The organism is Nitrospirota bacterium, from assembly GCA_016214845.1.
In the GTDB taxonomy this organism is placed as follows: Bacteria; Nitrospirota; Thermodesulfovibrionia; order UBA6902; family UBA6902; genus SURF-23.
In genome coordinates, this window is record JACRMS010000016.1 from 109519 (window position 1) to 124896 (window position 15378).

Genomic DNA, 15378 nt, shown 5'->3' on the forward strand with positions numbered 1-15378 from the left:
AAGTTAATTGAATTAATAAACTAAGACTTGATCACCCCCTTTTTTCAGTTCCGGGACAAGAGGGCACTCAACCTGTTCCTCCTCTTGTCTTCCATTAGCACAATGAATCCGTCGAGTCAATATTTATAACAGTTGCTTATTCCGCAATTTGTATTTGCATCAATTGCAATTTCAAATGGCCGTGCGGCGTCTTTAAATTTGCTGACTATCTGATTAAAGGTTAACAGGTAGTTTTGTAAATGTGATGTAAAAGTGTGTAAAGGATCTGTAAATTTTGGAAGGTGTGATTCAGCAGGCTGTTATTCTTTAAACATATAGCCCGCGCCGGACACAGTGAGGATGTATTTTGGATTTGAAGGGTCTTTCTCGATCTTTTGCCTGAGATGCTGGATATGCACGTCTATCACCCTGCTCCATGAATAAATCTGGGAGCCTTTCCAGGCGGATTTCCTGATCGTGTCCCTGCTTAATGCCTCCCCCCGGTGGTTTATAAAAAAACAAAGCAGCTCAAATTCCTTTGGAGTAAGGTCAATCTTCTTCCCTGAGACAGTGACAAGGTGTTTTTTGAAATCGACCTTGATGCTGCCGATGCTAATTTCTTCTTTTGTGACCTGAGGGCCCGCCCGCCTGAGGCAGGCCTTTATTCTTGCCAGAAGCTCAAGAGTCTCAAAGGGCTTTACCACGTAATCATCAGCTCCGCTTTCAAGGCCGATGACCTTGTCAGAGACCTTGTCCCTCGCGGTAAGCATTATGACCGGAATTTGTGGAAAATCTTTTCTCAAACCCCGGCAGATCTCAATGCCGTCTCCATCGGGCAGGGTAAGGTCAAGAAGTATGAGGTCGGGGGGGTATTCAGATATCAGGGACTGCGCCTTTGCCCAGTTGTCTGCCGTATCAACCTCATATTCATTGAGCTGAAGATTTGCCTTGAGCACCTTTAATATGTCTTTGTCGTCGTCAACAGCAAGGATTCTGTGGTGCATCTTCTTATCCTGAAAAAAACTTATTAGCCACGAATTTTCACGAATTGACTCGAATAAAATCAGGAACAGATTTCGCTGATACGCAGATAAGTTTATTTTCTTTCATCTTGATAATCTGCGTTTTCGCGTCCGGTTTTATTTCTTGTTTCTTTCGTGATTATTCGTGCATATTCGTGGCTACCTTCCTTCTCTTAGGCAATGTGAAATAAAACGTGCTGCCCTTCACATCTTCACCGCTTATCACGTTAATTTCACCGTGATGCGCCTCGATTATACCTTTGCATATCGCAAGTCCGAGGCCGGTGCCCTGTTTTCTGCCTATTGTATAAAATTTGTCAAAGATTTTTTTCTGGACCTCAGCCGGGATGCCGGGGCCTTCGTCTTTTATCGAGACTGTAACGTTATCTTTATCCTCTGTAAATGAGACAGTTATCTCCGAGTCATCAGGGCTGTAGTTAATCGCGTTTGAGAGGAGATTTATCAAGACCTGTCTTATCCTGTCTTCATCGGCATGAATAAATATACCTGCGGCAGCCGTTATCCTGAACGTGATATTTCTTTCAATTGCTGTGGCGTGGAAACCAGTGACCACCTCTTTAATAAGAGATGGCAAGTCAACCTCTCTGAACTCCAGATCAAAGATCCCTGACTCAATACGCTCGATATCCAGAGTGTCATTAACCATCCGTATCAATCTGTCGGAGTTGTTTTTTATCACATCAAAAAATTCCTGAAGGTCATCTGCGCTTTTGCCGGTTTTGGGGAGCATTGAAAACCTTGCCGTTATATAATCCATCGCACCTTTAATGGAGGTCAACGGGGTCCTGAGCTCGTGTGATACCTTTGCGATAAAATCGGATTTTCTCTCATTCAATTCAGTAAGCCGCGCGTTCGCGTCCGCAAGGCTTTTCGTTGCGCTCTGCACCTTGTTTTCAAGGTCGGTATGATATTCCCCCAGAGATTTTGACATCGCAACAAAGGCCGTGGTGAGGTCCTCAAGCTCATCGCCGGTCCTCGTCACAGGGACCCCGGTCCCCCTGCCTTTTGAGAGGTCCCTCATGGACAGCTTCAACTGGTTTACGGGGCGCAGCACAAGCTCCTTCATCATAATAAACAGGACCAGCATCAGGGTCGCAATAGTGGCTGCGCTTGATAAAATGATAGTCCTTTTTTCAGAGTCTATCATTGAGAGGGCGTAATCCATGGGAATAGACACGCTGATAGCCCCCCTTATGTCTCCGACTTTATAGCCTTGATGCTCATGACATTTAAGGCAGGGCTGCTCAACATACAGCGGCGCTATGTAGCGGTAAAAATGTGACGGCCCTATTTTCTCCACGGTTGAAGATTCCTTTGTCCGGTTTGATTCAAACGCCATCAACGCGGTCCTCTCGAACTCATCAGGCGCGTTCTTAGGATTTATCAGTTTCAGGCTCGTTATATTGAACCAGTAGGCCCCTGACTTTTTGGCGTATTCCGACAGTTCCTTGGTCACCATGGCAGGGCTTTCTTTTATATATTTTTTGCCACTGATGGCCTCCATTTCCGGCTCGGAGAGATAGGGGTTCGGTTTTTTCCAGGGCATTTTCTCTACAAAAATGCCGCCGTGGTCTGCGATCCATCTCCGGGTAAGCACGATTTGCGCAAACAAAGTCTTTGCCTGCGTATCAAGCTGTTCAATGACGAGTTTCCTGTCCTTCTCCAGGATCAGGTAGGTTGACAAGCTCATGGCTATGGTCAGTACGACAGCCGTGCCTATAACGAATTTAAGGCTGAGGCTGATCTTTAACGCCCTGAACTCTCTTAAGAATGTCCTTATTTTTCGCATAACATCTTAAAAAGATTATACATTACATTTCCGTGAAAATAGTCAGTAGATTTTATTGAATTGAATATCATAAACTAAGGTCAGTTATGTTAGCGGCAGTTTGTTTTATATCAATTCTTCTTGTCCCATCACTCGCCCACGCATGGGGCCCCCTTACACATGTTTATCTCGGTTATCAGGTGCTGGACGTGGGAGCGGCCCTTATTCCCGCAGGTGTATACGGTATTTTAAAAAGATATAAAAGCGATTTCCTGTACGGCAATGTAATAGCCGACATAATCCTCGGCAGGAGGTTTCAGGGGCATGAGAAAAATTCCCACAGCTGGGACATCGCATGGAAGTTACTTGAAGCCTCAAAGACAAACCGGCAAAAGGCATTCGCTTACGGTTACCTGACCCATCTTTGCGCGGACACTGTTGTTCATAACAACAGGTCAACAATGATGCCTTTTGGACATCCGATTTTTGAGGTAAAGGCTGACAGCCTGATCGACAAGAAATATAGAACAGCGCTCAGAGAACTTGACAAGGTCATGCAAAAAAGACATGACCTTTTTCTTGAGGACAATCTTGAAAGCCACTTCTTTTCTTTTAAAACCAATAAAAGGATATTCAAGAGCTTTCTCGTGCTGTCGCGGCTGCCCAATTACTCCCCGATCTCCAATTTTATCGATGACCGGTTCCCCTATGAGATACCTGTGGAGGATATCAATAATTTCCAGCAGGAGGCTGTCTCAAGGATGCTGGAATTGCTGAGTAACGGCAAAGATTCAGAAGTGTTAAAAGAGCACCCCCTGGGAAGATATCAAAGAAAAGCCTCTTAGTCCGGCCCGGTTGCCCCAAATGAAAACCGGTTTCGATTTCTTATTTGAAGCAACGATTCCCTTTCATCGCGTTTTTGGATGAGGCCATCCGGTTTGTTGACTTACTTTTAATCTATCTTTAAACTTATTGTTCATGAAACAGATCGTTATTGACAACGTCCGGAACGCACTGGAAAACCTTAAAGAAAAGTGGGGCCTTGCCGGGATCCCCGATGTCGATGTTGAGGTCCCTAAAAATGAAGCAATGGGAGACTTCGCCACCACAGTGGCAATGGGGCTGACTAAGACCCTAAAAAAACCTCCGAGAAAAATTGCCGAGGAGATTGTTGAAGCCATAAAAGCAGGGGCACGTCGTGACGTGCCCGATGGCATCTTTGAAAGTATCGAAATAGCAGGGCCCGGATTTATTAATTTCAAATTCAGGAGGGAATTTTTTTACAGGGAATTTGAAAGGCTCCTGACAGAAAGGCATTCAGCGCTGAGGACTGATATCGGGAAAGGCAGAAGGGTGCAGGTCGAATTTGTCAGCGCAAATCCCACAGGGCCGCTTCATATCGGTCACGGAAGAGGCGCGGCTGTAGGCAATGCGCTGTGCAATATTTTGAAGGCGGCAGGCTTTGATGTGCAAAGGGAATTCTACATCAATGACGCCGGGCTTCAGGTCAAACACCTTGGGAGGTCTGTGTACGCGCGCTATCAGCAATCACTGGGGAACAATGTCCCATTCCCTGAAGACGGGTATAAGGGCGGGTATATTCAATCCATTGCTGATGAGTTTATTAAAAGGGCCGGCGATAAGTATCTTAACAAAACGTTTGAAGAGTGCGGGGCATTTTTCACAAACGTTGCTTACAAGAAGATGCTCGCCGATATCGCGCAGGACCTGAGAGACTTCGGCATTGTCTTTGACAGATGGCAAAGTGAAAAAGATCTTTATGAGAAGCCGGAAGACAAAAGTCAGAAGCCGGAAGTGGAAAGATCGATAGACGATTTGGCGGGCCGTGGATATATTTATCAAAAAGATGGAGCTGTGTGGTTCAAGTCTACTCTCTTTGGGGATGATAAAGACAGGGTAGTTGTGAAGCGGGACGGCGAATACACATACTTCGCCTCTGACATCGCATATCATAAAGACAAGCTCGACAGGGGATTTGATACAATTATTGATATATGGGGGGCTGACCACCACGGTTATATACCAAGGCTTAAATCGGTGCTTGAGGCGTTCGGCCTGCCCAGGGAAAAATTCAGGGTCATACTTATTCAGATGGTGGCGTTACTAAGGCATGGCGAGCCGGTCCAGATGTCGAAAAGGTCCGGGGAATTTGTAACTTTGCGCGAGGTAATTGACGAGGTCGGCGCGGATACCACGAAATTCATTTTCCTTACCCGGCGGGCAGACAGCCAGCTTGAATTTGACATAGAGGTTGCGAAAGAACAGTCAGCGGAGAACCCGGTCTTTTATGTCCAGTACGCGTTTGCAAGGATATCGAGCATCTTCAGGCAGGCGATGGAACGAGGCGTAGGGGCGGGTTTCAAACCCGCCCTGGCAGAAGAAGCAAAAGAAGACGTATGGGCGAATCTTGCTCCCGCCCTGTTAAAAGAAGATGAAGAACTTTCCATCATCAAAAGGCTCCTTCAATACCCGATGGTTTTTGAAGGAGCGGCGCTTTCAATGGAGCCGCACAGGATAACATATTATCTCCAGGAGCTTGCCGGCATGTTTCACTCGTACTACAATAAGCACAGAGTGATATCGGATGACGCGGAACTAACAAAGGCACGGCTCTCTCTTTGCAGCGCCGTTCAGATAGTGCTTGAAGAAGGCCTGAAAATTTTAGGCGTCAGCGCACCGGAGAGGATGTAGAGACACAGAAGAAATTATAGAAATATATCCACAGATTACACAGATGTGCACAGATTCTTAAAATAGAATTCCCATGTTAAGATTTTTTATCTGTGTCATCTGCGAAATCTGTGGATGAATTCTTTGAAACGAGAATGGAGGCACAGTGTTATACATTACAGCTTTAATCATTCACGTAGTCGCTGTTATTGTCTGGATCGGAGGGGTGGCGTTCGTCACCATGATCACGTTCCCGATGATACAGAGGGGAAGCAGCTCTCTTGAACAGGTGATGATGTTTCAGGGAGTGGAACACCGCTTCTCAAAGATAGCGAAGGCGATGGTCATACTCGTCGGGCTTTCAGGCCTGTATTTAATTAATGAAAAAGGGTTGAGCTTCGGCGCGTGGGTAATGATTATCGTCTGGGCCTTTTACGCGTCTCTTTTATTCGGCCTCGAAAAAATTATCTTCAAGAAGATCTTCGCAGCGCCCACGGGGGAAGAAATCGACACAAAGAGGATATTTTTAATACTGCAGGTCTTTCACTGGGTCATACTCGCGCTGAGCTTTACCGCTGTTGCCGCGGGGATATGGACAGCGCACTATTAAGTTTATCAGGAGTTAGTACGGGCGAACAGCCGTTCGCCCGTACACGATCATAATTGCAATTTAATAAAATAACATCGGACAACAACGTGCGTCTCGGGCAGATTCATACCCGGCGCGGCATCATAAACACCCCTGCCTTTATGCCTGTCGGCACCAGTGCGACCGTCAAGGCGATGAATCAGGACGAGATGAAAGATCTCGGCGCGGAGGTCCTTCTTTCCAATACATACCATCTTTATCTGCGTCCCGGCCATGAAATAATCAAACAGCTTGGCGGGCTTCATAAATTCATGAGCTGGAAGGGCCCCATTCTCACTGACAGCGGCGGGTTCCAGGTATTCAGCCTCTCGCCTTTGCGAAAAATAAGAGATGACGGGGTAGAATTCAGGTCGCACCTTGACGGCTCCACGCATTTTTTAACACCCGAACTCGCAATGGAGATCCAGGCAGCGTTAGGCTCGGACATCGCAATGGCCTTTGATGAATGCACCCCGTATCCGGCAACAAGGGAATACGCTCTGAACTCTTTGCAGTTGACCACAAAGTGGGCGAAGAGGTGTAAGGAAGCCGTAGGGGCGTATCGCGATACGCCCCTACAATTGTTCGGAATTGTGCAGGGCGGGGTATACGCCGACTTACGGAAGCAGAGCGCGGAAGAGTTGATCGAAATGGATTTCGACGGGTACGCCATCGGCGGGCTCAGCGTGGGAGAGCCGAAGGGATTAATGTATGAGATGATAAATTTCACGACCCCTCTTCTCCCCCAGGATAAGCCTCGCTACCTCATGGGTATTGGCGACCTGCTCGATGTGCTTGAGGCGGTCGCGGCAGGCATTGATATGTTTGACTGTGTGATGCCCACGAGAAACGCACGGAACGGGACCTTGTTTACCAGTAATGGAAGGATAAGCATTAAGCGTGAGGAATTCAAAAGAGACTCTGGGCCGCTTGATCCAAATTGTGAATGTTATACCTGTAAAAATTATTCGAGGGCTTATCTTCGACATCTCTTCATGAACAGGGAGATCCTCTCGATGAGGTTGAACACCCTGCACAATCTCCATTTCTATCTCGACTTTTTCAGGAAGATGAGGGACGCAATCGGCAATGGTGAATTCGTCAGATTCAGGAAAGAATGGACGCCGATACTGCAAAACAATTTTCATGAGGATTGATTTATGAAGATATTGATCATAGGCGGGACCGGGTTTATCGGGACACCTTTAAGCCGTGAACTGCGTAATGCCGGGCATACGGTTGTCGTCACCACAAGACGCCCGTCAGGTTCAAAAGATAAACTGACATGGAACCCGCCCGCCCTTATTTCTGCCGACACAATCTCAGGATTTGATGCCGTCATCAACCTTGCCGGTGAGCCGATTGCGCCGGGACGCTGGACAAAAGAGCGCAAAGAGCTCATCATGTCAAGCCGCATAAATACGACGCGCGCGCTTGTAGATTCAATGGAACCGGTATCTCCCTGTCTGATGCTGGCAAGAGGTGAGAGGAGAGATTTTCGCCCCGGAAAAACAGGGCCGAAAATTTTAATCAATGCCTCTGCTATCGGCTACTACGGCGCTCACTGGGATGAATACGTTACCGAGGAAACCCCGCCTGCCTCAGACTTCCTCGCAGAGGTCTGCAAGGCATGGGAGGCTGAGGCTTTGAGGGCGCGGGATTTTGACACTCGAGTTGTGCTTGTCAGGATCGGAGGTGTGTTGGAATCTGACGGAGGCGCGCTGCCTGAGATGATGGTCCCGTTTAAATTTTTTTTAGGCGGCCCTATCGGGAGCGGGAAACAATGGTTTTCATGGGTCCACAGGGATGACGTTGTCGGCATCATAAAATACGCGCTTGAAAATGAATCAGTCTCGGGCCCTGTGAATGCTGCCGCGCCTAATCCGGTCACAAACAAGGAATTCAGCTCCGCGCTCGGCAAGGCCCTTGGCAGGCCGTCGTGGCTTGCGGTTCCGGGTTTTGTTGTAAAATTAACTCTCGGAGAGCTCGGCGGCGTGCTCCTTACAGGGCAGCGGGTCCTGCCGGAGAAGGCATTAAAAGCCGGGTATCATTTTAAATATTCAGAAGTGAATGGAGCGCTAAATGCAATATTAAAGAAGGAGAAAATAAAATCATGAAGCTTGTCATGTTTTATGTACACGAGTGGTGGTATAAGACCGCGTCCAAGACTTTGCCTGATGTGCCTGATTTTGATAAAGAGGAATCCATGAAAGATGCAGAGGTAGTTTTTTACCACTCTGAGGCGGAGGATGAAACTAACAGAGACAGCGTCATTCAGAAGTTCGTCAAGAACACGAAATGGATTGCCGGTAAATTCAATACAAAAAATGTCGTGCTCCATTCATTCAATCACCTGTCTGCGAGCAAGTCGTCCCCGGAATTTGCGCAAGCCCTTCTTCAAGAAGTTGTGGAGAGATTAACAAGGACTGGCTATACGGTCATGACCACGCCGTTTGGTTATTTCAATGAATTCAAAATGCACGTGGCCGGGGATTCATTGGCAAAAGTGTATAAGGAGTTCTAATCTTTCCACTCCAAACTCTTCAGAAACTTTTTGTTCTCCAAAAACCAGTTGACCGTGTTTTCTACGCCCTTTTCAAGCGGCATCTTCGGCTTCCAGCCTAACATCTTTTTGGCCTTTTCTATGTGCGCCCAGGTGGCGGTTACGTCGGCAGGATGTCTCCTGAGGACTTTTCTTCTGGCTTTTTTACCGAGATGCTTTTCAAGAAGCCCGATCACATAATTGAGTTTCACGGGGTGGTCGCTGCCGAGGTTGATTATCTCGTAACCCATAGGCTTCAACGCCCTGATCGTGCCGTCGGCTATATCGTCAATATATGTAAAATCCCTTGTCTGGGTACCGTCTCCAAAAACCGGAATGGGCTTTCCCGCATCCATGTTCTTTACGAACTTGAAAATGCTCATGTCGGGTCTTCCGGCGGGACCATACACTGTGAAGTACCTCAACACGGTTATATCGAGGCCATAAAGATAATGATACGCATAACATAAAGCCTCGGCGCCTTTTTTAGTTGCAGAATACGGAGCAAGAGGGGTGTCGGTAATTGAGGTCTCCTTAAACGGCATATCCAGGGACGCGTATAAACTTGAGGTGGATGCCAGGACAAATTTTTTGACTTTATGGTCCTTGCAGCACTCAAGCAGGTTTAATGTGCCTTTTGTGTTCGTATCAAGATATACCCACGGGTCTTCCACGGACGCCCGTACTCCTGCCCTTGCCGCAAGATTAATGACCGCGTCGATTTTATTTTCCATAAAAACTTTTTTGAGCTTTTTATAATCACCGATGTCCACTTTATAAAAACTGAAATTCGGTCGGCTTTTTAATTTCCTGAGCCTCCATATCTTCAGGGCAGGGTCGTAGTAGTTATTGATATTGTCAACGCCTATCACCTTCCTGTTCTTCTCAAGCAGAAGCTGGGAGACCTTCCACCCTATAAATCCTGCGCAGCCTGTAACGAGAATGGTCCTGCCTTTAAAAACTGTTTTTGCCGATGGTTTCTTCATAGAAAATCCTCTTTCCCTTCTAAAAATATATGATTTGTTATAATACAGCAGAAAAACGTACAAAGACAATACATGCGAGATATAAACAAAGTTTAAGGGAGTGTATCTTGCTGGGCGGTTGATGAATTCGTCCCGGCTTTCTTTTTCTATAATTGTACAGGTTGAGCATACTATTGACATGCAATTTTTCAGGAAGATAATCAGGCTTACAAAGCCCTACTGGCGGAAGGTTGTGATTGGAATTGTCCTCAGCCTTCTTGTTTCCGGCATAACCGCGGCAATCGCATGGGCTGTCAAACCGGCGCTTGATGAAATATTAGCTGACAAAAACTATAAGTATCTGAAGCTCTTCCCGCTCGGTATTTTTCTGCTTATTTCATTTAAGGGTGTTTTGAACTATGGACAGAATTATTTAATGAAGGCCGCCGGCCTGCAGCTTGTGAGAGATATGAGGAACAGGCTGTTTAACCACGTACTTAACCTTCCGGTCGGCTATTTCACAAAAGAATCTTCTGGCGTGATCATTTCAAGGATCATGTATGACGCGGAAGCCCTGAGAAGCTTGATGTCGGATATCTTAAAAGCTTTTGTGCTTGAAATACCCACGGTAATATTCCTTCTTGGCCTCGCGTTTTACAGGAGCTGGAGCTTGACTTTGATGACTCTGGCGCTGCTTCCTTTAATGGCGTACAGCACAAGAACATTGGGCAAGAGCGTCAAGAAAAAAAGAAAAGAGGCCCAGAGGAAATTGTCCTTCCTGACACAAAAAGTCGGTGAGAGTATTTTGGGAGTGCGAATAATCAAGGTCTTCAACCGTGAGAGATCAAAGGGCGATAATTTCAGCGACGAAAACCGCAGATACTACAGGGAGTTGTTGAGGGTTGAAAGATATAAAGAGTTCATAAAACTTGCAATTGAGATCATTACCGGCCTGGGCATTGCCGTTATTTTGTGGTACGGCGGCAATATGGTGATGAAAGGGACTATTACCCCCGGTGATTTCGCGTCAATACTTGTCGCAATCTATATGATTTTTGGTCCGACAAGAAAAATAAGCGAGGCATATACCTCACTTCAGGAGACAAGGGCGTCTATTGAAAGGGTTGACACCCTGCTTGATGCCTCGCAAGAGGAAAGCGGGGAAATAAAAATAGACAGTTTCAAGAATTCAATCAGATTTAAAAACGTATCTTTTGCGTACCCGGGGAGAAATTCTTCGGTTTTAAAGGATGTAAATCTCGAAATAATGCATGGAGAAGTGATCGCTGTTGTCGGGCACAGCGGGGTCGGAAAGTCAACACTTGTTGATTTAATACCCGGATTTCTTAAACCTTCAAACGGACAAATAACAATCGACGGACTTGATATTAATGAAGTGGAATTACTTTCCCTCAGAAAGCTGATAGGCATTGTAAGTCAGGACATTATACTTTTTAATGATACAGTGAGGGAGAATATAGGCTTTGGTCGTGAAGGCGCCCCGGAAGCGGAACTTATCGGGGCGGCAAGACTCTCTCACGCCGATGCCTTCATAGAGGAACTGCCTGAAAAATACGATACCGTGATAGGCGAAAGAGGTCTCAAACTCTCCGGCGGGCAAAAGCAGAGGATCGCCATCGCAAGGGCTATACTGAAAAACCCTCCGATACTGATACTTGATGAAGCCACATCTTCGCTCGATTCAGTATCCGAGGCGATTGTGCAGGAGGCGCTGGAGAAATTAATGAAGGGCCGGACGACCATCGTAATAGCGCACAGGCTTTCTACAATCAGAAATGCGGACAGGATAGTGGTCCTTGATAAAGGCAGGATAGCTGACATTGGTTCACATGAGCAGCTTATTTCGAGGAACGACACGTACATGAAGCTCTATAATGCCTTTGCTCACGCCTGAAAACAATACGTCTTATAAGTCGTATACGACTTATTTCTTCTAAGAAGATGCGAATACTTCATACAGAATGGTCTGACGGTCTGGGCGGACAGGAAAAGAGGGTGCTTTCAGAGGCAGCCGGCCTGATTGAAAGGGGGCACTACGTTTCCATCGTGTGCAGGGGACACGCAAAGATAAAAAGTGAGGCCGCCCGGCTCGGAATCAGCGCGCACACACTTCCGCTGCGAAAACCTTATGACATAGTTAGCATCATGGGCCTGGTGAAGTTTTTGAAGGACAATAAATTCGATATTGTCAATACGCACAGCGGCGTTGATTCGTGGATAGGAGGCATTGCGTCAAAGATCGCAAACGTCCCTGTGCTCGTAAGAACGAGGCATCTGAATATTCCACTGAAGCGGAATATTCTCAATTTCATCCATTACCTTCCGGACGTCTATATTTCCTGCGGCGATAATATGCGGAATAACCTCGTGAACCAGTGCGGTTTCCCTGAGGACAAGGTTGTAAGTATTCCAACGGGGGTTGGTATGGAATTCTTTGACGTGAAAAAGAACAGAGAGGCAAAAAAGAAATATGGACTGGATATTAATTCGCCTGTGATAACGAAGGTAGGGATATTAAGGAGTGTCAAAGGACACGAGGTGACCCTGCAATCAGTAAAGGCCGTTACAGATGTCTTCCCTGACGCTAAATTCCTGATAGTGGGCGACGGCCCGAGGCAGGAGGCGCTTGTGAAATTTGCAAATGACCTCGGTATCGCAAAGCACGTAATATTCACCGGCTTTGTTAAAGACATTCCCGGAATTTATTCATTCACTGATGTAGCAATACTGAGTTCCTGGTCTGAGGGATTGCCCCAGGGCCTTCTCCAGGCCATGGCCGCAGGCGTTCCGGTTGTCGCTACAAAAGTCGGCGGCGTGCCTGAAGTTGTTATTAATGAAAAAACAGGACTTCTCATCGCCCCCGGAGATCATGAGGGACTTGCAAAAGGCATAATCCGGATGCTTAATAATCCCGATGAGGCCAAAATTTTTTCTGAGAACGCAAGAGAGCTTGTAATGAGAGGACATTCCGTGGATCATATGATCGATAAGATTGAGTATCTTTACAAAAATTTATTGAAACAAAAAAAATCCGGGGATGATAATTAATTCAATCCGCAGATTTCGCAGATTGCACAGATCAAAATAAGGTCTATAAAAATCTGTGTGAATCTGAGTAATCTGCGGATATTTTTAACAAATGGACAAAACTTATCTAACACTTGAATACAATTCAAAGTCCCGCTGGCTTAGTTACTGGCATCAGATCTCGGAAGCCCTTGAGGTCTCTCCGGGCAGCGTTCTGATAGTCGGGAAAGGAAGCGGCATTACAGAGAACGCGATCAAACAACTCAGCGCGGGTAATACAAAGGTTGTAACCGTGGACATTAACAGCGAGGTCAACCCTGATGTCGTGGGAGATGTGACCCGACTTCCTTTTGAAGACGACGCCTTTGATGTGGCAATATGCTGCCAGGTCCTGGAGCATCTCCCCTTTGATAAATTCCCTGACGCGCTGAGTGAATTACGCAGGGTCGCAAAAAAGAGGGTAATCATCTCTTTGCCGCATAAGAGGAAGCACCTCAAGCTGGTTTTCAAGGTACCATTTTTAGAAGAGAAAACGATTATAATAAAACACCCTTCCACGTTGAAACGTTGCACGAGCGGACAGCACCACTGGGAGATCACAAGGGGAGTGTCAAGGAGGAAGGTCAAAAAAGAGATGGAAAAGTTTTTTGATATCGAGAAAGAGTTTTTAAATGAAATGAATTGCGAACACAGATTTTTTATATTGAGGAGAAAGTGAATTAAATTAACCACAGAGGTCACAGAGACTAATAGAGGATGAGCGGACTGCATTTTTTATCTTCATAACTTCTTATCATCTCAACTTCTTTTCTCTGTGTTCTCTGTGGTGAAGAAAGATCCCAAATGAATATCCTTCACACAGAGACATTGAAGAAATGGGGCGGCCAGCAGAACAGGATCCTGGCCGAAGCAACCGGCTTCATTAAAAGAGGTCATAAGGTTGTTATCGCATGTCACACAGGCAGTGTTCTTGCGCAGAAGGCAAAACAGGCAGGCGTAAAAGTGCATGAGATGAACATGACAAAGAATGGTTATCTTCCGATCTTCCTGAAGGTGAAGAAGATCATCAAGGATGAGCAGATCGATCTGGTCTCGACCCACAGCTCCGTAGACACCTGGGCGGGCGGGACAGCGGCAAAACTTTCCGGGAAGAAACTCGTAAGGTTCCGCCAGAACCTCTACCCTATCGGCAGGGGCCTGCTTGCGAAATTTATTTATTCAATACCTGACAGGCTTATCGCCAGCAGCGGCGCCATTAAACACCTGCTCATGCAGCGGGGTTTTAAAGAAGAAAAAATAGCGGTCATTCCCGAAACCTTTGATATGCAGATATTCAATCCTGACGTTAAAGACCTCCGGGAAGAATTAAAAATATCGCCGGAGACGCTTATCATCGGCAATACATCCACATTCACGGAGGTAAAAGGGCAGGAATATCTTTTACAGGCGTTTAACAGTATCAGCAAAAAAGTCCCATGTATATTATTATTTGCCGGCAGGCTGATGGAGCCGGCCAGGAGCAGGTATCTTTCCCACGTTAGCCCGGAGTTCAGGGACAAAGTCATCTTCCTGGGACACAGGGACGACGTGCAAAGGGTCTTAAAGACAATTAATATTTTTGTGTATCCATCGTGGCTGGAGGGGCTGGGTACCGCGCTTGTTGAAGCAATGGCAATGGAAAGGGCTGTGGCTGTTTCCGATATCCCTACGTTCAGGGAATTCGTAGAAGACAATGTGAACGGCGTGTATTTCAAAGTCAAGGACCCGGATGATATAGCTGAAAAAGTCATCCTCCTTGCTCAGGATAAAGATCTAAGAAAACAGCTTGGCAGCGGGGCAAGGGCCACCGCGCTTGAAAGGTTTACCCTTGACAGGATGATCGATCTGACAGAGGCATGTTATAAGGAGGTCCTTGATGTTGCATGATTCCATCCCTGTTACAATGTACCATCACATAGCTCCTACAGACAGGGAGCTGAACGTATTTCCCAAAAACTTTGAGGACCACTTAAGGGTTTTATCAAAAAAAGGCTGGAAGACTCTTTCCGCCGATGAGTTTCTGTATTTCCTTCAGGACCCTAAAGACAAGCCCAAGAAATGTATCCTGCTGTCCCTTGACGACGGGTTTGCCGACAACTATGTTTACGCGTATCCCCTTTTGAAGAAATTTAATATGAAGGCCACAATTTTTATTGCCACTGATTTTATCAGGGACGCGGACATCGACAGGAGCTCTTTTGTCCCGCTCTCCCACAATCCCGCATGGGCACTGGCCCCTACTGAAAGGAGTCCCGAGGTCATGTGCACATGGAAAGAGCTTCATGAAATGGAAGACAGCGGACTGGTCGATATACAGTCTCACGGGATGACGCACAAGACCTGGCAGTATATGAAGGAGAAAAAATACGCGGAGTTAAAGGAAGACCTTGCAGGCAGCAAGGCATTACTTGAGAAAAGGTTTTCAAAAAAAATAAACCATCTATGCTGGCCCAGGGGGCATTATGATGAAGACGGCATAAGGATAGCTTGTGACGCGGGATATAAAGCTCTCTACACGACAGAGCGCGGCTGCAACACCGTCAATAATTTAAAAGAGGTCAGCAGGCTGCCGGTCAGAAACAATAAGGGCGGATGGCTCTTGAAAAATGCCAGGATATATTCGTCTGTTCTACTGACAAAACTTTATCTTGCGATAAGAACAGGATGAAAAAAAT

The 15378-nt window shown here is 46.4% G+C and carries 14 protein-coding genes; 11 read left to right on the top strand and 3 right to left on the bottom strand.

Annotated features, from left to right (window positions below; translation table 11 throughout):
• Positions 1–299: 299 nt before the first annotated feature.
• The gene (locus tag HZB61_04175) at positions 300–983 is read right to left on the bottom strand and encodes a response regulator transcription factor (protein ID MBI5055795.1); all 684 of its coding nucleotides are present in this window, start codon (positions 981–983) and stop codon (positions 300–302) included.
• Between the two features lie 157 nt (positions 984–1140).
• Entirely contained in the window at positions 1141–2811 is a 1671-nt protein-coding gene (locus tag HZB61_04180; protein ID MBI5055796.1) for a DUF3365 domain-containing protein, read from the bottom strand.
• Positions 2812–2897: 86 nt separating this feature from the next.
• Between HZB61_04180 and HZB61_04185 the strand changes: the two genes are divergently transcribed.
• The 6 genes from HZB61_04185 (at position 2898) to HZB61_04210 (ending at position 8633) form a co-directional block, all read left to right on the top strand.
• A complete protein-coding gene (locus HZB61_04185) occupies positions 2898–3635 on the top strand; it encodes a zinc dependent phospholipase C family protein (protein ID MBI5055797.1) in 738 nt (245 codons plus the stop codon).
• Positions 3636–3768: 133 nt separating this feature from the next.
• Positions 3769–5502 (top strand): arginine--tRNA ligase, encoded by a 1734-nt coding sequence (locus HZB61_04190; GenBank protein MBI5055798.1) that lies wholly within the window; start codon positions 3769–3771, stop codon positions 5500–5502.
• A gap of 145 nt (positions 5503–5647) precedes the next feature.
• Complete coding sequence (locus HZB61_04195; protein ID MBI5055799.1) at positions 5648–6091, top strand: hypothetical protein; 444 nt, start codon at positions 5648–5650, stop codon at positions 6089–6091.
• 53 nt (positions 6092–6144) lie between these two features.
• Positions 6145–7266, top strand: a complete 1122-nt coding sequence (gene tgt, locus HZB61_04200) for a tRNA guanosine(34) transglycosylase Tgt (GenBank protein ID MBI5055800.1) — start codon at positions 6145–6147, stop codon at positions 7264–7266.
• A gap of 3 nt (positions 7267–7269) precedes the next feature.
• Positions 7270–8226 (top strand): TIGR01777 family protein, encoded by a 957-nt coding sequence (locus tag HZB61_04205; GenBank protein MBI5055801.1) that lies wholly within the window; start codon positions 7270–7272, stop codon positions 8224–8226.
• Positions 8223–8633: a hypothetical protein gene (locus HZB61_04210; GenBank protein ID MBI5055802.1), complete on the top strand. Its 411-nt coding sequence runs from the start codon at positions 8223–8225 to the stop codon at positions 8631–8633. The genes HZB61_04205 and HZB61_04210 overlap by 4 nt, the downstream gene beginning before the upstream one ends.
• On the opposite strand, the gene HZB61_04215 is transcribed toward HZB61_04210, so the two are convergent.
• Positions 8630–9637: a GDP-mannose 4,6-dehydratase gene (locus HZB61_04215; protein ID MBI5055803.1), complete on the bottom strand. Its 1008-nt coding sequence runs from the start codon at positions 9635–9637 to the stop codon at positions 8630–8632. The two genes, HZB61_04210 and HZB61_04215, sit on opposite strands and share 4 nt — an antisense overlap.
• A 178-nt stretch (positions 9638–9815) precedes the next feature.
• Here HZB61_04215 and HZB61_04220 point away from each other — a divergent pair, with 178 nt between their 5' ends.
• The 5 genes from HZB61_04220 to HZB61_04240 all read left to right on the top strand — a co-directional run bounded on the left by HZB61_04220 (position 9816) and on the right by HZB61_04240 (position 15371).
• On the top strand, positions 9816–11531 hold the full coding sequence (locus HZB61_04220) for an ABC transporter ATP-binding protein (protein ID MBI5055804.1): 1716 nt from the start codon (positions 9816–9818) through the stop codon (positions 11529–11531).
• 47 nt (positions 11532–11578) lie between these two features.
• Positions 11579–12685, top strand: a complete 1107-nt coding sequence (locus HZB61_04225; protein ID MBI5055805.1) for a glycosyltransferase family 4 protein — start codon at positions 11579–11581, stop codon at positions 12683–12685.
• 91 nt (positions 12686–12776) lie between these two features.
• Positions 12777–13382, top strand: a complete 606-nt coding sequence (locus HZB61_04230) for a methyltransferase domain-containing protein (protein ID MBI5055806.1) — start codon at positions 12777–12779, stop codon at positions 13380–13382.
• Positions 13383–13507: 125 nt separating this feature from the next.
• Positions 13508–14590 carry a glycosyltransferase family 4 protein gene (locus tag HZB61_04235; protein MBI5055807.1) on the top strand — a complete coding sequence of 361 codons (1083 nt, stop codon included), beginning with the start codon at positions 13508–13510 and terminating at the stop codon, positions 14588–14590.
• Positions 14580–15371 (top strand): polysaccharide deacetylase family protein, encoded by a 792-nt coding sequence (locus HZB61_04240; GenBank protein MBI5055808.1) that lies wholly within the window; start codon positions 14580–14582, stop codon positions 15369–15371. The genes HZB61_04235 and HZB61_04240 overlap by 11 nt, the downstream gene beginning before the upstream one ends.
• Positions 15372–15378 lie beyond the last annotated feature (7 nt).

Bases quoted from the DNA above. Each gene is read 5' to 3' on its own strand.
- HZB61_04175 (MBI5055795.1), bottom strand. From the start codon at position 983: ATGCACCACAGAATCCTTGCTGTTGACGACGACAAAGACATATTAAAG.
- HZB61_04180 (MBI5055796.1), bottom strand. From the start codon at position 2,811: ATGCGAAAAATAAGGACATTCTTAAGAGAGTTCAGGGCGTTAAAGATC.
- HZB61_04185 (MBI5055797.1), top strand. From the start codon at position 2,898: ATGTTAGCGGCAGTTTGTTTTATATCAATTCTTCTTGTCCCATCACTC.
- HZB61_04190 (MBI5055798.1), top strand. From the start codon at position 3,769: ATGAAACAGATCGTTATTGACAACGTCCGGAACGCACTGGAAAACCTT.
- HZB61_04205 (MBI5055801.1), top strand. From the start codon at position 7,270: ATGAAGATATTGATCATAGGCGGGACCGGGTTTATCGGGACACCTTTA.
- HZB61_04210 (MBI5055802.1), top strand. From the start codon at position 8,223: ATGAAGCTTGTCATGTTTTATGTACACGAGTGGTGGTATAAGACCGCG.
- HZB61_04215 (MBI5055803.1), bottom strand. From the start codon at position 9,637: ATGAAGAAACCATCGGCAAAAACAGTTTTTAAAGGCAGGACCATTCTC.
- HZB61_04220 (MBI5055804.1), top strand. From the start codon at position 9,816: ATGCAATTTTTCAGGAAGATAATCAGGCTTACAAAGCCCTACTGGCGG.
- HZB61_04225 (MBI5055805.1), top strand. From the start codon at position 11,579: ATGCGAATACTTCATACAGAATGGTCTGACGGTCTGGGCGGACAGGAA.
- HZB61_04230 (MBI5055806.1), top strand. From the start codon at position 12,777: ATGGACAAAACTTATCTAACACTTGAATACAATTCAAAGTCCCGCTGG.
- HZB61_04235 (MBI5055807.1), top strand. From the start codon at position 13,508: ATGAATATCCTTCACACAGAGACATTGAAGAAATGGGGCGGCCAGCAG.
- HZB61_04240 (MBI5055808.1), top strand. From the start codon at position 14,580: ATGTTGCATGATTCCATCCCTGTTACAATGTACCATCACATAGCTCCT.